Here is a 20,458-nt window from a genome sequence, read left to right on the forward strand (position 1 = left end):
CCCGTGCGGCTGAGGGCCGCCGGGCTGGGGTACCGTCAGAAGAACTGTCTTATCAAACTCACTATGGCAGGAGGGACGGGGCGACACCGCTCCGTGTGGATGGACGTGAAGCGATACTTCCGTGGGCCAATCATGTGGATCGTGCTGGCCGTCCTTGCCGTGGTCGTGTTGATGCAGGTCGTTGGCTCGTCCGGCGGCTACAAGACGGTGGACACGGGCCAGGTCGTCCAGGCGATCAACGACAACAGGGTCGAGTCGGCCAAGCTGACCACCGGTGACGAGCAGACCATCAAGGTCCAGCTCAAGGACGGCGAAAAGGTCGAGGGCAGCTCGAAGATCCAGGCGAGCTACATCGGCGACCAGGGCGTGACCCTCGCCAACACCCTGCAGAACAAGTACCAGGACAAGCAGATCTCCGACGGCTACACGGTGTCGCCGTCGAAGCAGAACCCGTTCGTCGGCATTCTGCTCTCCCTGCTGCCGTTCGTCCTGATCGTCGTCGTCTTCCTGTTCCTGATGAATCAGATGCAGGGCGGCGGCAGCCGCGTGATGAACTTCGGCAAGTCCAAGGCCAAGCTCATCACCAAGGACACCCCCAAGACGACGTTCTCCGACGTCGCCGGCTCGGACGAGGCCGTCGAGGAGCTCCACGAGATCAAGGAGTTCCTCCAGGAGCCGGCCAAGTTCCAGGCCGTCGGCGCCAAGATCCCCAAGGGCGTGCTGCTGTACGGCCCGCCCGGCACCGGCAAGACCCTGCTCGCGCGTGCCGTCGCGGGCGAGGCGGGCGTGCCGTTCTACTCGATCTCCGGTTCCGACTTCGTCGAGATGTTCGTCGGTGTCGGTGCCTCCCGAGTCCGTGACCTGTTCGAGCAGGCCAAGGCGAACGCCCCGGCGATCGTCTTCGTCGACGAGATCGACGCGGTCGGCCGCCACCGCGGCGCCGGCCTCGGCGGTGGCCACGACGAGCGCGAGCAGACCCTGAACCAGCTGCTCGTCGAGATGGACGGCTTCGACGTGAAGGGCGGCGTGATCCTCATCGCCGCCACCAACCGGCCCGACATCCTCGACCCGGCGCTGCTGCGCCCCGGCCGCTTCGACCGGCAGATCGCCGTCGACCGCCCGGACATGCAGGGCCGGCTGGAGATCCTCAAGGTCCACCAGAAGGGCAAGCCGGTCGCGCCCGACGTCGACCTGTCGGCCGTCGCCCGTCGTACGCCCGGCATGACCGGCGCCGACCTGGCCAACGTGCTGAACGAGGCCGCTCTGCTGACGGCCCGCAGCGACAAGAAGCTGGTCGACAACCAGATGCTGGACGAGGCGATCGACCGTGTGGTCGCGGGCCCGCAGAAGCGGACCCGGATCATGTCGGACAAGGAGAAGAAGATCACCGCGTACCACGAGGGCGGACACGCCCTGGTCGCGGCGGCCTCACCGAACTCCGACCCGGTCCACAAGATCACGATCCTGTCGAGAGGCCGGGCCCTCGGTTACACGATGGTGCTCCCGGACGAGGACAAGTACTCGACCACGCGCAACGAGATGCTGGACCAGCTCGCCTACATGCTGGGCGGCCGCGCGGCCGAGGAACTGGTCTTCCACGACCCGACGACGGGTGCCGCCAACGACATCGAGAAGGCCACCAGCGTGGCCCGTGCCATGGTCACGCAGTACGGCATGACCGAGCGCCTCGGTGCCATCAAGTTCGGCGGTGACAACAGCGAGCCGTTCCTCGGGCGTGAGATGGCCCACCAGCGCGACTACTCGGAAGAGGTCGCCGCGCTGGTGGACGAAGAGGTCAAGAAGCTCATCGAGACGGCGCACAACGAGGCCTGGGAGATCCTGGTCGAGAACCGCGACGTCCTCGACAACCTCGTCCTCGCCCTGCTGGAGAAGGAGACGCTGGGCAAGGAGGAGATCGCCGAGGTCTTCGCCCAGATCGTCAAGCGCCCGGCCCGGCCCGCCTGGACCGGCTCCTCGCGCCGTACGCCCTCGACCCGTCCGCCGGTGCTCTCCCCCAAGGAGCTGGCCCTGACGAACGGAGCGAACGGCGCGACGGCGGCGATCTCCACCACCAAGAGCCCCACGGTGGAGCCCGCCCCGGCACCGGAGCACGCCCCGGAGGACCGTCCGGAGAGCTGACCCCGGTCACTCCCGACGGGCCCACCAGGCCCGGAATGTATGCCGCGCCCCCCAGGTTCTAGCCTTGGGGGGTGCGGCATTTCCTCATGCCGACCGCAGGACAGCACAGGAACGAGGCACCAGATGACCGACCCCGTGACGTTGGACGGCGAGGGCGAGATCGGCGAGTTCGACGAGAAGCGGGCCGAGAACGCCGTACGCGAACTGCTCATCGCGGTCGGCGAGGACCCGGACCGCGAGGGCCTGCGGGAGACGCCGGGACGGGTGGCGCGGGCGTACAAGGAGATATTCGCCGGGCTGTGGCAGCAGCCGGAGGACGTGCTGACGACGACGTTCGACCTCGGGCACGACGAGATGGTCCTGGTGAAGGACATCGAGGTGTTCTCGACCTGTGAGCACCATCTGGTGCCGTTCCGCGGGGTGGCGCACGTGGGCTACATCCCGTCCAGCAGCGGGAAGATCACCGGCCTGTCCAAGCTGGCCCGCCTCGTCGACGTCTTCGCCCGGCGCCCGCAGGTGCAGGAACGTCTCACCACGCAGATCGCCGACTCCCTGATGGAGATCCTCGAACCGCGCGGAGTGATCGTCGTGGTCGAGTGCGAGCACATGTGCATGTCGATGCGGGGCATCCGCAAGCCCGGCGCGAAGACGCTCACGTCGGCGGTGCGGGGACAGCTGCGGGACGTCGCCACGCGCAACGAGGCCATGAGCCTGATCATGGCTCGCTGAGGGGGTGCCGGCGGCGGGCCGGCGTGCGGCTCAGGCCGCCGTCGCCGCGCCCGGGTGGTCGTCGTCCTCGTCCTCCGGGAGCTTGCAGACCCGCTCCATGAAGACCGCGGCCGCTATGACGCCGATGCCCGCCACCACCGAGAGGCCGGCGTAGATGGACTGGTCGCGGCGGGCCGGGATGTCCAGGTACTCCAGCAGGAAGACGCCCGTGCCGCCGTACATACCGGCGACGAGGGCGGCCACCAGGGCGCTGGCCTGGGCGAAGACGACCGCGCGGGCCGCCATCATCGGGTCCACGCCCTTGGCGCCCGGGACGCGCTCCCGCTGCGCCTTGAGGCGGGCGCGGAGCGAGAGCGCCGTGGCCAGCAGGATCACCGCGATCAGGGCGAGGACCACCGGGGCGGCCAGGGGGACGCTCGGCAGGGTCCCCACCGAGTTCCACAGGCGGGCGCCGGCCCAGGACAGGACACCGGCGACGACGAAGACGCCGGCCAGCACCCTGATGCGCAGCTCTTTCACGGTGTTCCGGTGTCCCTTCGGTCCCTGAGCGGTCGTCGTGATCTCGTCGACCTTAACGACTACTCGGGCAGCCGGAGTTCCAGGTCGGCGCGGGGCGCGACGCCGTCGCGGGTGACGGTGTCCAGGAGGCCGGCGACCGTGCCCTTTCCGGGCAGCCGGGCCTCGGGGTCCACGTCGAGCCAGGGCGCGAGCACGAAGGCGCGTTCGTGGGCGCGCGGGTGGGGGAGGGTGAGCTGCGGGTCGTCGGAGACGACCTCGGCGTAGGCGACGATGTCGACGTCCAGGGTGCGCGGGCCCCAGTGCTCGTCGCGGACCCGGTGGAAGGCCTCCTCGACCGCGTGCGCGCGCTCCAGCAGGGAGGACGGGGGCAGGGTGGTCTTCACGACCACGACCGCGTTGAAATACGACGGCTGGCTGTCGGGCGCGACGCCCCACGGCTCCGTCTCGTACACCTGCGACACCCCTTTGACGCGGACGCCGGGGGTGTCCTCAAGAGCGTCGATGGCGCCCTGGAGGGTCTCCAGGCGGTTGCCCAGGTTGGCGCCGAGAGCGATCACGGCGCGCTTGGGGTTGGACAGCGTCGTGTCCGCGGCGTCGACCTGCTCGATGACGGAGGCGGGCACCGGCTGTACGGTCGGGTCGCTGGAACCCTTGGCGAAGGGGGTGCTCATACACGGCTCCGGATGATGGTGACGGTCACGTCGTCGAAGGGGACGGTGATCGGCGCGTCCGGCTTGTGGACGCAGACCTCGACCTCCCGCACCCCTTCGTGCTTCAGACAGACCTGGGCGATGCGCTCGGCGAGCGTCTCGACGAGGTTGACGGGCTCGCCCTCCACGACGGCCACGACCTCCTCGGCCACGATGCCGTAGTGCACGGTCTTCGCCAGGTCGTCGTCGGCCGCGGCCGGCCGGGTGTCCAGGCCCAGGACGAGGTCGACGAGGAAGGTCTGGCCGTCCTCGCGTTCCTTGGGGAACACACCGTGGTGCCCGCGGGCCTTGAGGCCGCGCAGCGCGACACGATCCACGCGAATCACTCCTGCAGTCGTCGGTCGGGGCCGGTCGTACCACGTGCGGGCGGTACGGCGGCCACAGTCGAATCTACCCGCGAGCACCGACAGGGCCGGGCCACGGGGGGTGGGGGACCGGGCGGGGGCCGGGAGGTTTCACCCGGCGTTTTCCCTGGCGGTCCCGGTGGATCACGGGTTGGTAGCCGCCCATACCCGGCGGTCCGTGATTCCAACCACTTCTTGTCGTTCTTGGTCCTTCCGGTCAGGAAGGTGTGTCCTCGCTCTCGTCGTCGTCGGTCTCCGCGAGTACGGGGGAGGCGTGGTGGGACCAGAGCTTCCAGCCGGCGGGCGTACGCCGGAACGTGTTCGTGGCGACCACGAGCTGACCGACGAGCGGGCCCAGCTCCTCGTCGCCGTCGGGGGCGGGGCCGCCGCTGAGGATGTTCTCGGTGCAGGTGACCAGGGCGGTGTCGCCGGTGACGGAGACGTGGACGTCGGTGAGGAAGAACTGGATGTAGTCGGTGTTCGCCATGATCAGGGCGTAGGAGCGGAGCACCTCGCCGCGGCCGGTGAGTACCGGCCAGCCGGGGTGCACGCAGGAGACCACGCCGGCGTCGGCCGGGTCGTGGTAGGTCTCGTCGACGCCCAGGTCGGACGGGGTGAGCCAGAACGCGGAGACCTTGTCGAAATCGCCCTGTTCCAGCGCCTCGTAGAAGGCGGTGTTGGCGGACTCGACCTGTTCGACGTCGAGGTGCGGGGCGTTCACCGGGCTCCTTCGACGGCGCGGGCGACCCGTACGGCGTCGGCGGTGGCGCGGACCTCGTGCACGCGGACGGCCCACGCGCCGGCGTGCGCGGCGAGGGCGGAGACGGCGGCCGTGGCCGCGTCGCGCTCCCGCGCGGGGGGCGGGGTGGCCCGGGGGTCGGCGGCGAGGACGCGGCCGAGGAAGCGTTTGCGGGAGGCGGCGACGAGGAGGGGGTGGCCGAGGCCCAGGAGGCGGTCGAGGTGGGCGAGGAGGACCAGGTCGTGCTCGGCGTTCTTGGAGAAGCCGAGGCCGGGGTCGACGACGACGCGGTCGGGGGAGATGCCGCCCTCCAGGACGGCCTCCACGCGTGCGCGCAGCTCGTCGACGACCTCGGTGACCACGTCCTCGTAGACGCCCTTGACGTTGCCGCCCTCCAGGAGGCCGCGCCAGTGCATGACGACGAAGGGGGCGGCGGCGTCGGCGACCACCGGGATCATCCGGGGGTCGGCCAGGCCGCCGCTGACGTCGTTGACGAGGGCGGCGCCGGAGGCGAGGGCCTGGGCGGCGACCGAGGCGCGCATGGTGTCGACGGAGACCGTGACGCCCTCGGAGGCGAGGCCGCGGACCACGGGGACCACGCGGCGGAGTTCCTCGTCCTCGTCGACGCGGGTGGCGCCGGGGCGGGTGGACTCGCCGCCGACGTCCACGAGGTCGGCGCCCTGGGCCACCAGGTCGAGGCCGCGCTTGATGGCGGCCGTGGTGTCGAAGAAGCGACCGCCGTCGGAGAAGGAGTCGGGGGTCACGTTGACGACCCCCATGACCGCGCAGCGGTCCCATGCGGTGAGGCCCGCCAGGTGGTGGCGGCGGCCGGTCTGCTTGCTCATGTGTTCAGCGTAGGCCCAGTGGGTGGGATGCCTGCGGGGGCCGGTGGCCCGTCGGGTGGGCCGGCCGGCGCCGGCCGGCGGCACCCGACCACCCCGGTCAGGCCACGTGCGGGTCCCCGTGGGCGCAGGGGCGGCGGGGTCGCGTGCGGCGGCGCAGGGCCGGGGGGAGGGGCGGGGTGAGGGTGACGAAGCCCTCGGCCTGCATGGCGGCGAAGCCGATGCGGGGGAGGTCGGACGAGGAGCGGTAGACCACGAAGCGCGGCTCCCAGCGGGGGCGGAACTTCGCGTTGAACTTGTACAGGGACTCGATCTGGAACCAGCGGGACAGGAACACGAGCAGGCCGCGCCAGGCGCGCAGGACCGGGCCCGCGCCGATCTTCTCGCCGCGTGCGAGCGCCGCGCGGAACATCGCGAAGTTCAGCGACACCCGCGCGATGCCCAGCTTCGGCGCCGCCTGGAGCGCGGCCACGATCAGCAGCTCGTTCATGCCGGGATCGGCCGCGCGGTCGCGGCGCATGAGGTCCAGGGACACGCCGTCGCTGCCCCACGGGACGAAGTGCAGGATGGCCTTGAGGTCGCCGTACTCGCCCGGCTCGGCGTCCTGCTTGTGCGCGGTCGCGATCAGGCAGTCGCCGTCGGCCGGGTCGCCGACCCTGCCCAGCGCCATCGAGAAACCGCGCTCGGTGTCGGTGCCCCGCCACGCGTCCGCGGCGCGGCGGACGCGGTCCAGTTCGGCGTCGGGGAGGTCAGCCACGCGCCGTACCCGGGTCTCGTAACCGGCCCGCTCGATGCGCTTGACCATCTGGCGTACGTTGCGCATCGCGCGGCCGGCGAGGGAGAAATCCGGGACGTCCACCACCGCCTCGTCCCCCAGTTCCAGCGCGTCGAGCCCGGTCTCGCGGGTCCACACCTCGCCGCCGGTCTCGGAGCAGCCCATCACGGCCGGTGTCCAGGAGTGGGCGCGTGCCTCGTCCATGAAGCGTTCGATCGCGCCCGGCCACGCCTCCACGTCGCCGATCGGGTCGCCGCTGGCCAGCATCACGCCGGAGACGACGCGGTAGGTGACGGCCGCCTTGCCGCTGGGGGAGAAGACCACCGCCTTGTCGCGGCGGAGCGCGAAGTGGCCGAGGGAGTCGCGGCCGCCGTGCCGGGCGAGGAGGGCGCGCAGGCGGGACTCGTCCTCCTCGGTGAGGCGCGCCGCCGGGTGTTCGGGGCGGAAGGCCAGGTAGATGGTGGTCACGGCGGTCAGCAGGCCGAGCGCGCCGAGGGAGAAGGCGACCGTCCAGGAGGTGTTGCCCGCGTAGTCGACCGGGCCCTCCACGCCGAACAGGCCGTACAGGACGTGGGTGATGCGGTCGGCCAGGCTCGGGGCGCCGATCATCCGGCGCGGGTGGGCGCTGACGATCAGGAGGCCGAGGGTGAGCGAACCGGCCCCCATGAGGACGAAGTTGGCCAGTGCCCGCCAGCGGCTGCGCGGGTCGGGCAGGGCGGCGAACTGGTCGCGGTGGCGCAGCAGGGGCGCGAGCAGCGCGAGGGAGATCAGTACGCCGAGGATCGAGTGGCGGTAGCCGAACTGAGCGACGGCGCCCACCGGGAGGAGGGCCACCGCGGCCCGCCAGGCCCGGCGCTTGCGGCGTTTGAGGCCGTGGGCGAGGAGGAGCAGCAGGACGCCGGCGCTGAGGGAGAGGGCCGCGGCGAACGGGCCGAACGAGCCCGGCAGTACCTCGGCGAGGGCGTGCATGCGGCTGTGCCGGAAGCGGGGGAAGACTCCGGCGGCGATGTCCAGCAGGCCGACGAGCGCGCAGGCGCGGCCGACGAGGAGCGGCACGTTCTCCGGGCGGGGGCCGCGCGGCAGTCGGCGTACGCGGGTGGGTCCTGCCGGAACCGCACCCGACATTTCCTCATCTGTCCTGACAGACATCGCACCTGTTGTTCTGCGAGTAACCGTGGATCCGGGCCCGTTTCGGGCATCCGGCGACATTGCGCCCTCTAGGACGGTGTCTTGGAGGGAGAGGTTCACTCCCCTCGATCGGATTGCCCGAACGGGCACACGGAAAGCGCAGGCAGGTACCAAGGCATGGGTCTCACGAGCGACAAGGTGCTGGCGTTGGCGGTACTGGCCGGCGTGCTGCTGTTCGCCGGCACGGTCTGGCTGTGGCCGCGGCTGGCCCGCGGTGGCATACGCGCGGTGCTGGGACGCGTGGGCCTGCTGTTCGCGACCCAGTTGGCCGTCTTCGCGGCGGTCGGTCTGGTGGCCAACCAGTCCTTCGGGTTCTACGGCAGCTGGGCCGACCTGTTCGGCCGGGAGGACGGCCGGGGCGTGGTCGTGGACCACGCGGCCGGTGGTCCCTCGGGGCCGCTGCGGGTCGTCGGGGACAGACGGGTGACGAAGGTGGGTGGCGGCGGGCCCGAGACGGGCGGGCGGATCGAGGAGATCGAGGTCGTCGGGCGTACGACGGGGATCGCGACACCCGCGTACGTGTATCTGCCGCCGGAGTACTTCCAGGCCCGGCACCGCGGCCGTACGTTCCCCGCGGCCGTCGTCCTGACCGGGTACCCGGGGACCGCCGAGGCGCTGGTGGACAAGCTCCACTATCCGCGCACGGCATGGGAGTCGGCCCGGGCCGGACGGATGCGGCCGATGATCCTGGTGATGCTGCGGCCGACGGTCGCGCCGCCCCGGGACACGGAGTGCGTGGACGTGCCGGGCGGCCCCCGGACGGAGACGTTCTTCGCGAAGGACCTTCCCGAGGCGGTGGGCGCCCACTACCGCGTGGCGAAGGGGCGGGGGAGCTGGGGTGTCGTCGGCAACTCGACGGGCGGATACTGCGCGCTGAAACTCGCCGTGCACCATCCCGAGGTGTTCGGCGCCGGGGCCGGGCTCTCCGCGTACTACGACGCGCCGAACGACCCCACGACCGGTGATCTCTTCCAGGGCGACAAGGAACGGAAGAACCACGCGAATCTTTGGTGGTATCTCAAGAACAAGCCCGCGCCGGACACTTCCCTGCTCGTGACCAGCAGCAGGTCGGGCGAGACGAACTACCGGGACACGCTGGCGTTCATCGAGCGGGTCAAGAGCAGGAAGCCGACCCGGATCTCTTCGATCATCCTGGAAAGCGGCGGGCACAACTTCAATACCTGGCGGCGGGAGATTCCCGCGACGCTGGAGTGGCTCGGTCAGCGGCTGGGCGGGCGCCCGGCGTGAATGATCTTGAGGTAATTCGCCCCTCGGCGGGCTTGTGGAATCCCGGTGCCGTGTGAACACGTCGGAGACGACCGTGTTTTTACGGGGCGGGGCGCCAAGATTCGCCTACGCGCGGTAAGTTTCTGGCCATGCCACGTGGACGTCACCGCCATTCCCCGCCTCTGCACAGGCTGCTTCCTCCGTCGGCGATCGCAGGCGTCTCCGTCGTCTGCGCCCTCGGCCCCTGGGTGTTCAGCGAGACCATGATCCTCCGTGTGCTGGCCGCGGCCGCCGCGGTGACGGCCGTCGTCGGCGCGGTCGTCATGCGGCACTGGGACGCACAGGCGGGCAGGCGCGTCGCCGACCTCACGCGCGCGCGGGCGAGCGACGAGTGGCGGTACGAGGAACGGGTCGCCGAACTGGAGTCCGACCTGGAGGAGTCGCGCGAACTGCGCGTCAAGCTGGAGCACCGGCTGCGGGCCAAGCGCACCGAGCTGGCGGGGCTGCGCAACGAGCACGCCTCGCTGCTGCGGCGCTACGCCACGGCGGAGACCGAGCGTGCCACGGCGCTGGAGGGCCGCCGGCTGCTGGAGATAGAGGCGGTGCCGTCGACGCCCGCGCTGCCGGCGGCACGACCGGCACCGGCCGAGGAGGCGACCGACGAGGGCGGTGTCCCGGCCGCCGAGGACCCGGCCGAGGCCGTGACGGACGAGGCGCAGGCCGTTTTCTCCCCCGCCGGCTCGCGGCTGTTCCTCCGGGCCAACGCGGCCCTCGCGCGCTTCGACGAGGACGCGCCGAACGGCCCGGACGGTGGCGACCGGGACGACGGCGGCGACTCCTCCGACGGCGACGAGGACGGCGGTGACGACGGCGACGGCGGTGACGACGGCGGCAGCGGCGGTGGGGAGAGCGCGACGGCGCCCGAGGCGGTCCAGGAGGACGAGGCGCAGGGGCAACCCGAGGCGGCCGACGGGCACGAGAGCTCCGCCCCGGCCGCTCCGGCGACGCAGGCCGACGAACGGCCCGCGCCGCCCGACCGGTCCACCCGGCGGGCCGACGGTCACTTCACGGTGCCGACCGCGGTGGCCGTCGTACCGGCGGCGCCGGCGCGGCGTCCGTCGGTCGAGGGCGGCTTCGACTTCTTCGGCACCAAGGAGCCCGGGGACGGCGCGGACGGCGCGGCGCCCTCCGGCGCCGCCCTGGAGAACGTCCAGAACGAGGATCTCGCCGACGTGGTCGGCCAGGAGGCCCTCGCCCTGCACAAGGCCGAGGCGGAGGCCGCCTTCAAGCCGGCCGGTGAGGAGTCCCGGGGGGTCGGCCAGGTGATCGACCTGACGGAACACGACGAGACCGAGCAGATCGACATGCAGGGGCTGCGCAGCGCGGTGTCCTGAGGCCCTGGGGACGGCTCAGGCCATCCAGCGGTCCGGTGGCGCGTCCCGGCGTCCGGTCCGGGACCGTTCCGCCTGGCTGTCCAGCAGCCGGGCCGCCTCGTCGGCGTCCCGCAGCCGCGCGGTCACGGTCTTGTTCGCCCCCGTGTCCACCCGTACGTCCGCCAGCCGCAGCGCCCGCTGCCAGGGCCCCTGGGTCAGCCGGACGCTCTGCACCTTGGCGTGCGGCACCAGCGCCAGGCTGCGCCGCAGCAGTCCGTACCGGGCCGCGAAGACCGCGTCGGTGACGGCGAGGCCGTAGCCGCGCCACCACAGCGGCCTGCACCGCGCCGCGCGCCGCGGCGGACGTGACAGGTCCGAAGCCGTCGGCACGGTCACCCCGGGCAGCACCCGCGCGACGACCGACTCGGCGATCTCGCGCGGGGCGACCGGCAGCAGCACGGAGTTCGACGAGCCGGCCACGTCCAGCTCCACCCGCACCCACCGGCGCCGCCGCCACAGCAGCGGCTCCACGATCCGCACGGTCTGCACCCGCCCCGGCGGCACCGTCTCGTGGGCGCGGTCCAGCAGGCCGTGGTCGATGCGGAGCCCGTCCTGGGACTCGGCCACGGTCCAGTCGTACTCCCCGACGAACCGGCCCGCGCTGCTCGCGCCCGCGGCACCCACCAGGGGGATTGCGGTCGCCAGCACCGTCCACAGGTTGTGGGTGGCCAGCCACAGCAGCGTCGGTACGACCACGGCGGCGAGCAGCGTGCCCCAGGTCGCGCCGGTCAGCAGCAGCGAGACGGCCAGCACACCGGGCGGCACCCGCAGCAGCTGCCGGGCGGGGGCCTCACCGACCTCGTGCGCGGTCTCGGGGGCGAAGCCGGCCGCGCGGGCGAGCAGCTCGGCCCGCAGCGCCCGGGCGTCACCGGCGCCCAGGAAGGCCAGTTCGTCCTTCTTGCCGGTGCCTATGACGTCGAGTTTGAGCTTGGCGACCCCGGCGACCCGGGCCAGCAGCGGCTGGGTGACGTCGATGGCCTGGATGCGTTCCAGGCGGATGTGCGCGGTACGGCGGAACAGCAGCCCGGTGCGGATGCGCAGCTCCGTGTCGGTCACCGCGTAGTGGGTGAACCACCAGGTCAGGAAGCCGTAGAGGCCGGCTGCCGGGATCAGTACGGCGAGGCCGATGAGCAGGTGTGTGGTGGTCAGCCGGGTCAGCTGGCGCTGTGCCTGGTCGGGGTCGTGCACCGCCCAGCCGACGAGCACGGCGACCGGTGCCCACGCGCGGCGCAGCGGCGTGACGGGGTGCAGGCGGCGCTCGGTGACGCCGTCCGCTCCGGGGGGCGGGCCGTGCTCGGTGGCCTGGGTGGAGCCGCCGGCCCCGGGCGTGGTCACAGCCCCGCCGATCGGGCCTCGCCCAGCTCGGTGAGGCGGTCGCGCAGGCGTTCCGCCTCGGCCGGGTCGAGGCCGGGGATGGTCGCGTCGGTCGCGGCGGCGGCCGTGTGCAGTTGCACGCTGGCCAGGCCGAAGTGCCGCTCGACCGGCCCGGAGGTGACCTCGACCAGCTGCATCCGGCCGTAGGGCACCACGGTCTCCTCCCGCCACAGCACGCCCCGGCTGATCAGCAGGTCGTCGGCGCGCTCGGCGTACCGCCAGGAGCGCCAGTTGCGCTCCAGCATCACCCAGCCCCAGGCCAGCAGGGCCAGTGGCGGCAGCGTCAGGGCCGCCCACGGGGCGCCGAGGAACAGGCCGGGCAGCAGCCCCGCGGCGAGTGCCAGCAGCCCCAGCCACACCACCAGCAACAGCCGCCTCATGCGCAGCAGTCCCGGCGGCAGGCCGGTCCACACCGGCTCGTCCCGCACCGCCTCCGTCGCCCCCGCCGTGCCCGCGTCGTCAGGGCTCCCCGTCTCCATGAGGCCAGCGTACGTAGGGGAGACTGTGTTCATGACTCCTACGACGGAGACCATGGTCGGGATCGGCGGCGCCGCGGAGAGCACCGACATGGTGCTCAACATCGGGCCCCAGCACCCCTCCACGCACGGCGTGCTGCGGCTCAGGCTCGTCCTGGACGGAGAGCGCATCACCAGCGCGGAACCCGTGATCGGCTACATGCACCGCGGCGCGGAGAAGCTCTTCGAGGCCCGCGACTACCGGCAGATCATCGTGCTCGCCAACCGCCACGACTGGCTGTCGGCGTTCTCCAACGAACTGGGCGTCGTCCTCGCCGTGGAGCGGATGCTCGGCATGGAGGTCCCCACGCGCGCGGTGTGGACGCGGACGCTGCTCGCGGAGCTGAACCGGGTGCTCAACCACCTGATGTTCCTGGGGTCGTACCCCCTGGAGCTGGGCGGGATCACCCCGGTCTTCTACGCCTTCCGGGAGCGGGAGGTCCTCCAGAACGTCATGGAGGAGGTCTCCGGCGGGCGCATGCACTACATGTTCAACCGCGTCGGCGGCCTGAAGGAGGACCTTCCGGCGGGCTGGACCGGCCGCGCGCGTGCCGCCGTCGCCGCCGTGCGCTCGCGCATGGACGTCTTCGACGACCTGGTGCTCGGCAACGAGATCTTCCGCGGGCGCACGCGTGGGGTGGGTGCCCTGACGCCCGAGGCCGTGCACGCCTACGGCGTCAGCGGGCCGATCGCGCGCGCCTCCGGCGTCGACTTCGACCTGCGGCGCGACGAGCCGTACCTCGCCTACGGCGAACTCCAGGACACCCTGAAGGTCGTCACCCGCACCGAGGGGGACTGCCTCGCCCGCTTCGAGGTCCTCCTGGAGCAGACGCACAACGCCCTCGACCTCGCCGACGCCTGCCTGGACCGCCTGGCCGAGCTGGCGCCCGGGCCGGTCAACCAGCGGCTCCCCAAGGTGCTGAAGGCGCCCGAGGGCCACACGTACGCCTGGACCGAGAACCCGCTCGGCATCAACGGCTACTACCTCGTCAGCAACGGCGAGAAGACGCCGTACCGGCTGAAGCTGCGCTCGGCCTCGTTCAACAACATCCAGGCGCTGACCGAGCTGCTGCCCGGCACGCTGGTCGCGGACATGGTGGCGATCCTCGGGTCACTCTTCTTCGTCGTCGGCGACATCGACAAGTAGCGCGGCGGCGTCCACACCGCCCACCGGCTGGAGCAGCCACCCGAAGTCACCCAGACCGCCCGGCGCGAGCAGTTCCGCCGCCTGCGAGGCGCGCGTCAGGGCGCGCAGGTACGCCGCCGGGTCGGTGGAGGCCAGCGCGAGCGGGGGGCGTACGCCCGTGAGCCCGAGGGCGCGAAGGGCCTCGCGCTGGGGGCGTACGAGGGCGTCCGGGGGCGTGCGATCCGGAGCGCACCTCGCGGCGTGGGCCGACGCACACGCGTCCAGCGCGACATGCGCGGTGATGTCGCACGACCCGTCCGGCACCGGCCGCGTCTCCCGCCCCGCCCGGAAGCCGGTGAGCGTCCCGAACGGCGGGCGGGAGTCCACGGTGTGCGCGTAGTCGGCGGCCACCGCGAGCCCCGCGTCCAGCGACGCCACGGCCGACGCCCAGGCGGTGTCCCGGGGCAGCCCGATCTCGGCCCGCAGCCCCTCCTCGCCGGGCAGCGGCCACCACCGCGCCAGCCAGGCGGCCTCCGCCCCGGCCACCGGTCCGCCGAGCCGCTCCGTCCCGTCGCCCCGGACCAGCACCCGCCGCGCCACGCCCGCGGCGTCCACCTCCGCCACCTCCACCGGCACGTTGTCCAGCCACTCGTTGGCGAACAGCAGCCCGGTGACGCCGTGCGGCGGCTCGGCGAGCCACTCGATCCGGTGGTCGAGACCCCCGGGACGACCGGCGACCTCGACGGCGTACGCGCGCGTGCGGGCCGACACGGCGGCGGGCAGCGCGGCCAGCACTGCGGTGACCAGTTCGCCCCATCCGGCCGCCATGTCCACGAAGGCCAGCCGGGCGGGGCGGCCCAGGGCCTCGTCGACCCGGCACAGCAGCCGCGCCACCGCCGCGGCGAAGAGCGGCGACGCGTGGACGGAGGTGCGGAAGTGCCCGGCCGGACCCTCCGGACCGGTCCGGTAGAAGCCCTCCGGCCCGTACAGGGCCTCCTGTGTGGCCTCCCTCCAGCCACGCCACTCGCGGTGCGCCTCCGGAACCTCATCGGCCCCTGTCATCCCTGCTGTCACAGGCCCAGGCTAGGGGCACAGGAGAGCGGGGCCTCCACCTTGCGGAGTATGCGCGGCGGATACGGATCGACCCTCCGGTTGACCCCTGCACCTATTCCGCTTCCCTACGCTGGGTTACGTGCAGCGCCTCTACGATTTCCTCCGCCGACACCCGACAGGGGTCGACAGTTTCTGGGCCCTCGTCGTCCTCGGGGTCTCCCTGGTGTCCGTGTCGGGCCCGGGGACTTCGGACGAGGGCACGCACCTGATGGCGCTGATCGTCCCCTTCGCCGTGCTGCTGAGCGTCGTGATCGCGCTGCGCCAGCGGATGCCGGAGAAGATGCTGCTGCTCGCCGTCGCACTCGGCGTGGGGCAGCTGGCGCTGGACGTCTCCACGATGCCGTCCGACTTCGCCTTCCTCGTGATCGTCTACACGGTCGCCGCGACCGGCGCCCGCTGGGCCTCCCGCACCGCTCTCGCCGTGGGGCTGTGCGCCGCGCCCTTCGCCCAGCTGCGCTGGGCCGACGACGAGCTGGGGATAGGGAGCAACATCGCCATAACGGTCTTCCAGGCGGTGCCCTTCGCGCTCGCCTGGGTGCTCGGCGACTCCATCCGCACCCGCCGCGCCTACTTCGCGCAGCTGGAGGAGCGGGCCGCCCGGCTGGAGAAGGAGCGCGAGGCGCAGGCCAAGGTCGCCGTCGCCGCCGAACGCGCCCGGATCGCCCGCGAGCTGCACGACGTCGTCGCGCACAACGTGTCCGTCATGGTCGTCCAGGCCGACGGCGCCGCCTACGTCCTGGACGCGGCCCCCGACCAGGCGAAGAAGGCCCTGGAGACCATCTCCTCCACCGGCCGCCAGGCGCTCGCCGAGATGCGCCGCCTGCTCGGCGTGCTGCGCACCGGCGAGCACCAGGAGGCCGGCGAGTACGTCCCGCAGCCCGACGTCCAGCAGATCGAGGACCTCGTGGAGCACTGCCGGACCTCCGGACTGCCGGTCGACTTCAAGGTCGAGGGCACCCCGCGCCAGCTGCCCAGCGGCGTCGAGCTGACCGCGTACCGCATCGTGCAGGAGGCGCTGACCAACACGCGCAAGCACGGCGGGCCCAACGCGGGCGCGAGCGTGCGCCTGGTCTACTTCGACGACGGACTCGGGCTGCTCATCGAGGACGACGGCAAGGGCGCCCCGCACGAGCTGTACGAGGAGGGCGGCTTCGACGGCCAGGGCCACGGTCTGATCGGGATGCGCGAGCGGATCGGCATGGTCGGCGGGACCCTGGACGCGGGACCGCGTCCGGGCGGAGGATTCCGCATCAGTGCGCTGCTGCCGCTCAAACCCGCACACTGACGACCGCCCCCGCACGCACGTACCGCGTTGACACCTGTAAGGAAGAGGCCCCGATGGCGATCCGCGTAATGCTCGTCGACGACCAGGTGCTGCTGCGCACCGGGTTCCGGATGGTGCTGGCGGCCCAGCCGGACATGGAGGTCGTCGCGGAGGCGGGCGACGGCGTCGAGGCCCTCCAGGTGCTGCGCTCGACCGCCGTGGACGTCGTCCTCATGGACGTCCGGATGCCGAAGCTCGACGGCGTGGAGACCACCGCCCGGATCTGCGTGGACCCCGACGCGCCCAAGGTGCTGATCCTGACCACCTTCGACCTCGACGAGTACGCCTTCTCGGCGCTGAAGGCGGGCGCCTCCGGCTTCATGCTCAAGGACGTGCCGCCCGGCGAACTGCTCGCCGCCATCCGCTCCGTGCACAGCGGCGACGCCGTCGTCGCCCCCTCCACCACCCGCCGGCTCCTCGACCGGTTCGCGCCGATGCTGCCGGCCACCGGCCAGGAGCCCCGGCACAAGGAGCTCCACCGGCTCACCGACCGGGAGCGCGAGGTCATGGTGCTGGTCGCGCAGGGCATGTCCAACGGGGAGATCGCGGCGCGCCTCGTGCTGTCGGAGGCGACCGTGAAGACGCACGTGGGCCGCATCCTGACCAAGCTGAATCTGCGCGACCGGGTCCAGGTCGTGGTGCTCGCCTACGAGACCGGGCTGGTGCGGGCCGGCGGGGGACAGGGCTGATCGGACCGGCGCACGGGGCTCCGCCGGTGCGCCCGCGTCGGTAGGGTCTGCGCATGCTCCTGTGGATCAACGGCCCCTTCGGGGGCGGCAAGACACAGACCGCTTTCGAGATACGGCGGCGGTTGTCGGGCAGCGTCGTCTGCGACCCCGAGCACGTGGGCTTCGGGCTGCGCCGCACGCTGCCGCCCGAACTGCGCGGAGACTTCCAGGACTTGGCCTCCTGGCGGCAGGGCGTGGTCGAGGTCCTCGACCTGGCGCTGACGAAGCACGACGGGGTGGTGATCGCGCCGATGACGGTCACCGACTCCGGGTACTTCGCCGAGACCGTGGGCCGCCTGGGCGAACTGGGCCACGACGTACGCCACTTCACCCTCCTCGCCGAGCGCGAGACGGTGCTGCGGCGGCTGCGCGAGCGCGGCCTCGGCCACCTGATCGGGTACGTCAGGTACGCCGGGTACGCCCGTGGGAAGCGTCCCGGGCCGGGTCGCGACACCTGGGCCGAGGGGCAGCTCGACCACTGCCTGGAGCGGCTGGCCGAGCCGGAGTTCGCCGAGCACCTGTGGACGGACCACACGACCGTCCCGAAGACCGCCGACCGGATCGCCGTGCTGGCGGGACTCACCCTGAGGCCCAACAACGAGGGCGCGCTGCGCACCCGGATCAGGCAGGCGGGCGTCGGGATCCGGCACATCCGGGCCGACTGACCGGCGCGCGCACCACCCGTGCACCGCCCGCACATCGCCGCGCACCGCCCGGCGCCGGGCTACCGGAGTATCCCCTCCAGGAAGTCGCTGCCCAGCCGGGCCACCACCGTCACGTCCAGCTGGTGCAGCACGTACCGGCCGCGGCGGCGGGTGGTGATCAGCCCCGCCTTCTTCAGCACGCCCAGGTGCCGGGATATCTCGGGGGCCGTCATGCCGTGCATCTGCGCCAGCTCGCCGGTGGTGTACTCACTGCGGGCCAGAAACCGGCAGATCCGCATCCGGACGGGGTGGGACAGCGCGGTCATCCGCAGCGTGAGCTGCTCGACCGAGGGCGGCGAGGCCATCTCCGGGGAGCCGACCGGGTAGTGCAGCACCGGCTGCCAGCCGTGCCGGTGCAGGACCATCAGGTGCGGCCAGCCCAGGCTGGTCGGGACGAGCAGCAGGCCGCCGTCCGCCGTCGCGGAGCGGCCGTCGCCCAGCTTGTCGACCGTGATCCGCGCGGCGCCCTCGTCGAGCGTCACCGCCGTGGAGACGGCGGCCAGCGCCTCGGCGAGGCCCTTGCGGCGCAGCAGGTCCGTCTTCAGCCGGGCGTCCGCCGCGAGCTGGTGGCGCAGCCGGGACCAGGCCTCCGCGAAGAACGCCTCGTCGCAGTCGTGCGCGAACTGCCGCAGCCAGTCCCGGATCCGGGGCGGGTCGACCAGCAGCCGCTCGCTGAAACGCAGCTGCTGCGGGCCCCGCGCGGCGGCCAGGTCCAGGGCGCGCCGGCGCACCTCGGCGCTGGCGAGCGCGGAGACCCCGCCGGTGCTGTACGGCAGCGCGCAGGTGAACTCCAGGGCCGCGTCCACGAACTGCTCGTCGGACAGCTTGTCCAGCAGGTCGAGGTCCTCGGCGAGGGTGGCGCCGGGCAGCGTGCTGCGGCCCGGCACCCCGGCGAACGGCATGAACAGGTCCGAGAAGGTGGTCCGCCACAGGAAGTCCGCCTCGCACATCCGGTCGGCCAGATGCGAGTCGAGCCGGGCGGTCACGCCCGTCGCCCAGCCCTGCAGACCGGGGTGGTGCCCCGGCTCGGACAGCGCGTGCAGCGCCATGCCCAGCTCGGCCAGGGGGGAGGGCACGACGGCGACCCTCTCCGGCCGCAGCCCCGCGATGTCGATGCGCACGCTCATGCCTCCATGGTGCACGCCGCCACCGACAACGCCGGCGCCGATTGACCGCGGTCGTCAATCGGCGCGACGGCGGGGCGGGACCGGAGCAGGCTGGGGTCACCGGGGCAGCCGCGGAGCCCCTCCCCACCGCAATGTCTCCGACCCGTATCCGGGAGAAGGCGATCCGCCATGAGCATCACGCAGCAGTACCTCCTCGACACCTACCGCGCCCGGCAGCTCGGCGAGCCCGCCCCGCCCGCGCCCGGCACCCACGACGCGCAGGTCGTGCGCGAGTGGCGCGAACGCCGCCGGTTCCGGGCCGTGCTCGCCGGCCGCCCCGCCCACGGCCGCCTGCGGCGCGCGCTGCGCGGGTGGTGGTCCCGGCGGCCGCGCGCCCTGGGCTGACCCGGCCGCCGCCCGGTCGCGCGGTCCGGCCGCGAGGTGAGCGGCCGTTCGAGGCGTGCCCCGCGCGGGTGGTGCCGGGTGTCCCGGGCCGACGCGGTCCGCCGCTCACTCCTCCAGCCCGGCCACGAAGTCCGCGACCGCCGCCCGCACGTCGTCGGGCGTCCACTCCAGGCCGGCCGCCCCCACGCCGACCTCCGCGACGGAGATCCCGGGCCCTGCGGGGTTCCAGGCCCCGGCGAACAGCAGGACGCCGGTCTCCTCGCCCTGCCGGAGCGCGGCCTCGCCCAGGACTTCGGCGTCGTACGGCAGCCAGACCCGGAACTCGTGGGTGTGCGGAACCTCGGGCGTCACGCGCGCCCAGGGGACACCGGCCGCCGCGAACCCCTCGCGCAGCGCGGCGGCCACCACGCGCGCGTGCGCGACCTGTTCGGGCAGTCGCGGCAGCGTCCGCTCCAGTCCCGCCAGCGCCGACAGGGCGGTGGGGAACTGCTGGAACAGGGCGCCGCCGTAGCGGTGCCGCCAGGCGCGCGCCTCCTCCACCAGCGTGCGCGGACCGGCGAGCGCGGCGCCGCCGAAGCCGCCGAGCGACTTGTAGAACGACACGTAGACGCTGTCCGCGAGGCCCGCGATCTCCGCCAGGGGCCGGCCGAAGTGCACGGTGGTCTCCCACAGCCGGGCGCCGTCGAAGTGGACCACCGCGTCCCGCTCCCGCGCCGCGGCGACGACCTCGGTCAGCTCCTCCCAGGTGGGCAGCACGTAACCGGCGTCCCTCAGGGGCAGCTCCAGCATCAGCGCCCCGAAGGGCTCCTCGAAGTCGCGCACCTCCGCAGCGGTCGGCAGCCGGGGTTCACTGGTCACCCGCACCGGTCGCAGCCCGCTGACCCGGCTGAAGGCATTCCGCTCGTGCACCTCGGGATGGCTGAGCCCGTGCAGGGCGACCGTCGGGTCGCCGGTGCGGCCGGCCCAGCAGCGCAGGGCCACCTGCTGGGCCATCGTGCCCGTCGGGAAGAACGCGGCGGCCTCGACGCCGAGCAGCAGGGCGGTCCGCTCCTCCAGGGCCTCGACGACGCCGTTGCCGTACATGTCCACCGGCTCGTCCAGGTCGTAGAGGTCCTCGACGTCGTCGAGCAGCGCCAGCCGTTCGCGGACGGTGTACAGGTGGCCGGGGCGGTTCAGCACCCGGCGGGCGGCCCGCTGGACGGCGAGCCGCCGCTCCCGCGTCCGCCGGTTCCGCTCCGCCGGGGGCGCCTCCCGCCCGGCCGGTCCGCCACTTTCCTCCACGGTGTCAGTCATGCCGGGATCATGCCGGGTGCGGGGGCGGAAACCCACAGCCTGTGGACAACCGAACGCCCCCCGAACCAATCGCGTTAACATGACGAGAAATCGTCCGGTACCCCGAGCGGACTGGAACGGGAAGG

20 protein-coding genes are annotated in these 20,458 nt (G+C 72.7%); 9 read left to right on the plus strand and 11 right to left on the minus strand.

From position 1 onward, the window contains the following. Positions 1-99 precede the first annotated feature (99 nt). Positions 100-2,139 carry an ATP-dependent zinc metalloprotease FtsH gene (gene ftsH, locus ACZ67M_RS23200; protein ID WP_122616842.1) on the plus strand — a complete coding sequence of 680 codons (2,040 nt, stop codon included), beginning with the start codon at positions 100-102 and terminating at the stop codon, positions 2,137-2,139. Positions 2,140-2,262: 123 nt separating this feature from the next. Continuing rightward, positions 2,263-2,868, plus strand: coding sequence for a GTP cyclohydrolase I FolE (gene folE, locus ACZ67M_RS23205; protein ID WP_064729100.1), 606 nt, complete (start codon positions 2,263-2,265; stop codon positions 2,866-2,868). 30 nt (positions 2,869-2,898) lie between these two features. On the opposite strand, the gene ACZ67M_RS23210 is transcribed toward folE, so the two are convergent. The 6 genes from ACZ67M_RS23210 to ACZ67M_RS23235 form a co-directional block, all read right to left on the minus strand. Next, the gene (locus tag ACZ67M_RS23210) at positions 2,899-3,387 is read right to left on the minus strand and encodes a DUF3180 domain-containing protein (protein WP_122616844.1); all 489 of its coding nucleotides are present in this window, start codon (positions 3,385-3,387) and stop codon (positions 2,899-2,901) included. A 59-nt stretch (positions 3,388-3,446) separates the two neighbouring features. Beyond that, positions 3,447-4,058, minus strand: coding sequence for a 2-amino-4-hydroxy-6-hydroxymethyldihydropteridine diphosphokinase (gene folK / locus ACZ67M_RS23215; RefSeq protein ID WP_392011811.1), 612 nt, complete (start codon positions 4,056-4,058; stop codon positions 3,447-3,449). After that, a complete protein-coding gene (gene folB / locus ACZ67M_RS23220; RefSeq protein ID WP_361361927.1) occupies positions 4,055-4,414 on the minus strand; it encodes a dihydroneopterin aldolase in 360 nt (119 codons plus the stop codon). The genes folK and folB overlap by 4 nt, the downstream gene beginning before the upstream one ends. Positions 4,415-4,658: 244 nt before the next feature. Then, positions 4,659-5,162, minus strand: coding sequence for a nuclear transport factor 2 family protein (locus ACZ67M_RS23225; protein WP_122616847.1), 504 nt, complete (start codon positions 5,160-5,162; stop codon positions 4,659-4,661). Next, on the minus strand, positions 5,159-6,025 hold the full coding sequence (gene folP, locus ACZ67M_RS23230; protein ID WP_469852540.1) for a dihydropteroate synthase: 867 nt from the start codon (positions 6,023-6,025) through the stop codon (positions 5,159-5,161). Before folP ends, ACZ67M_RS23225 begins: the two co-directional genes overlap by 4 nt. 97 nt (positions 6,026-6,122) lie before the next feature. Then, positions 6,123-7,922, minus strand: coding sequence for a phosphatidylglycerol lysyltransferase domain-containing protein (locus ACZ67M_RS23235; RefSeq protein ID WP_469852542.1), 1,800 nt, complete (start codon positions 7,920-7,922; stop codon positions 6,123-6,125). A gap of 180 nt (positions 7,923-8,102) precedes the next feature. Between ACZ67M_RS23235 and ACZ67M_RS23240 the strand changes: the two genes are divergently transcribed. Both ACZ67M_RS23240 and ACZ67M_RS23245 read left to right on the plus strand, forming a co-directional pair. After that, a complete protein-coding gene (locus tag ACZ67M_RS23240; protein WP_469852544.1) occupies positions 8,103-9,233 on the plus strand; it encodes an alpha/beta hydrolase in 1,131 nt (376 codons plus the stop codon). Positions 9,234-9,361: 128 nt separating this feature from the next. After that, positions 9,362-10,606, plus strand: a complete 1,245-nt coding sequence (locus tag ACZ67M_RS23245; protein ID WP_469852546.1) for a hypothetical protein — start codon at positions 9,362-9,364, stop codon at positions 10,604-10,606. 15 nt (positions 10,607-10,621) lie between these two features. Here ACZ67M_RS23245 and ACZ67M_RS23250 read toward each other — a convergent pair whose 3' ends face one another. Continuing rightward, positions 10,622-11,980 carry a PH domain-containing protein gene (locus ACZ67M_RS23250; RefSeq protein WP_392011822.1) on the minus strand — a complete coding sequence of 453 codons (1,359 nt, stop codon included), beginning with the start codon at positions 11,978-11,980 and terminating at the stop codon, positions 10,622-10,624. Beyond that, a complete protein-coding gene (locus ACZ67M_RS23255; protein WP_469852548.1) occupies positions 11,977-12,498 on the minus strand; it encodes a PH domain-containing protein in 522 nt (173 codons plus the stop codon). Before ACZ67M_RS23255 ends, ACZ67M_RS23250 begins: the two co-directional genes overlap by 4 nt. Positions 12,499-12,529: 31 nt before the next feature. On the opposite strand from ACZ67M_RS23255, the gene ACZ67M_RS23260 reads away from it, so the two are divergent. After that, a complete protein-coding gene (locus ACZ67M_RS23260; protein WP_469852550.1) occupies positions 12,530-13,681 on the plus strand; it encodes an NADH-quinone oxidoreductase subunit D in 1,152 nt (383 codons plus the stop codon). Here the strand turns inward: ACZ67M_RS23260 and ACZ67M_RS23265 are convergent. After that, positions 13,646-14,722 carry an SAM-dependent methyltransferase gene (locus tag ACZ67M_RS23265; RefSeq protein ID WP_469852552.1) on the minus strand — a complete coding sequence of 359 codons (1,077 nt, stop codon included), beginning with the start codon at positions 14,720-14,722 and terminating at the stop codon, positions 13,646-13,648. The two genes, ACZ67M_RS23260 and ACZ67M_RS23265, sit on opposite strands and share 36 nt — an antisense overlap. A gap of 130 nt (positions 14,723-14,852) precedes the next feature. Here ACZ67M_RS23265 and ACZ67M_RS23270 point away from each other — a divergent pair, with 130 nt between their 5' ends. Genes ACZ67M_RS23270 through ACZ67M_RS23280 form a run of 3 tightly spaced genes read left to right on the plus strand, consistent with a single transcriptional unit; the run spans position 14,853 to position 17,490 of the window. Beyond that, complete coding sequence (locus ACZ67M_RS23270; RefSeq protein ID WP_125494603.1) at positions 14,853-16,058, plus strand: sensor histidine kinase; 1,206 nt, start codon at positions 14,853-14,855, stop codon at positions 16,056-16,058. A 53-nt stretch (positions 16,059-16,111) separates the two neighbouring features. Continuing rightward, positions 16,112-16,786 (plus strand): response regulator, encoded by a 675-nt coding sequence (locus ACZ67M_RS23275; protein ID WP_122616854.1) that lies wholly within the window; start codon positions 16,112-16,114, stop codon positions 16,784-16,786. Between the two features lie 53 nt (positions 16,787-16,839). Beyond that, positions 16,840-17,490, plus strand: a complete 651-nt coding sequence (locus tag ACZ67M_RS23280) for an ATP-binding protein (RefSeq protein WP_392100264.1) — start codon at positions 16,840-16,842, stop codon at positions 17,488-17,490. Between the two features lie 59 nt (positions 17,491-17,549). On the opposite strand, the gene ACZ67M_RS23285 is transcribed toward ACZ67M_RS23280, so the two are convergent. Then, on the minus strand, positions 17,550-18,656 hold the full coding sequence (locus tag ACZ67M_RS23285; protein ID WP_385799665.1) for a DUF5937 family protein: 1,107 nt from the start codon (positions 18,654-18,656) through the stop codon (positions 17,550-17,552). Between the two features lie 168 nt (positions 18,657-18,824). On the opposite strand from ACZ67M_RS23285, the gene ACZ67M_RS23290 reads away from it, so the two are divergent. Then, the gene (locus tag ACZ67M_RS23290; protein ID WP_361361947.1) at positions 18,825-19,040 is read left to right on the plus strand and encodes a hypothetical protein; all 216 of its coding nucleotides are present in this window, start codon (positions 18,825-18,827) and stop codon (positions 19,038-19,040) included. Positions 19,041-19,145: 105 nt separating this feature from the next. Here ACZ67M_RS23290 and ACZ67M_RS23295 read toward each other — a convergent pair whose 3' ends face one another. Next, entirely contained in the window at positions 19,146-20,333 is a 1,188-nt protein-coding gene (locus ACZ67M_RS23295) for a threonine aldolase family protein (protein ID WP_392100266.1), read from the minus strand. Positions 20,334-20,458: the final 125 nt, after the last annotated feature.

The organism is Streptomyces sp. NPDC107500, assembly GCF_055582785.1.

Coding starts and splice junctions, on each gene's coding strand:
- ftsH (WP_122616842.1), top strand. CDS start 100: ATGGACGTGAAGCGATACTTCCGTGGGCCAATCATGTGGATCGTGCTG.
- folE (WP_064729100.1), top strand. CDS start 2,263: ATGACCGACCCCGTGACGTTGGACGGCGAGGGCGAGATCGGCGAGTTC.
- folK (WP_392011811.1), bottom strand. CDS start 4,058: ATGAGCACCCCCTTCGCCAAGGGTTCCAGCGACCCGACCGTACAGCCG.
- folP (WP_469852540.1), bottom strand. CDS start 6,025: ATGAGCAAGCAGACCGGCCGCCGCCACCACCTGGCGGGCCTCACCGCA.
- ACZ67M_RS23235 (WP_469852542.1), bottom strand. CDS start 7,922: ATGTCGGGTGCGGTTCCGGCAGGACCCACCCGCGTACGCCGACTGCCG.
- ACZ67M_RS23240 (WP_469852544.1), top strand. CDS start 8,103: ATGGGTCTCACGAGCGACAAGGTGCTGGCGTTGGCGGTACTGGCCGGC.
- ACZ67M_RS23245 (WP_469852546.1), top strand. CDS start 9,362: ATGCCACGTGGACGTCACCGCCATTCCCCGCCTCTGCACAGGCTGCTT.
- ACZ67M_RS23255 (WP_469852548.1), bottom strand. CDS start 12,498: ATGGAGACGGGGAGCCCTGACGACGCGGGCACGGCGGGGGCGACGGAG.
- ACZ67M_RS23260 (WP_469852550.1), top strand. CDS start 12,530: ATGACTCCTACGACGGAGACCATGGTCGGGATCGGCGGCGCCGCGGAG.
- ACZ67M_RS23265 (WP_469852552.1), bottom strand. CDS start 14,722: ATGACAGGGGCCGATGAGGTTCCGGAGGCGCACCGCGAGTGGCGTGGC.
- ACZ67M_RS23275 (WP_122616854.1), top strand. CDS start 16,112: ATGGCGATCCGCGTAATGCTCGTCGACGACCAGGTGCTGCTGCGCACC.
- ACZ67M_RS23280 (WP_392100264.1), top strand. CDS start 16,840: ATGCTCCTGTGGATCAACGGCCCCTTCGGGGGCGGCAAGACACAGACC.
- ACZ67M_RS23285 (WP_385799665.1), bottom strand. CDS start 18,656: ATGAGCGTGCGCATCGACATCGCGGGGCTGCGGCCGGAGAGGGTCGCC.
- ACZ67M_RS23290 (WP_361361947.1), top strand. CDS start 18,825: ATGAGCATCACGCAGCAGTACCTCCTCGACACCTACCGCGCCCGGCAG.
- ACZ67M_RS23295 (WP_392100266.1), bottom strand. CDS start 20,333: ATGACTGACACCGTGGAGGAAAGTGGCGGACCGGCCGGGCGGGAGGCG.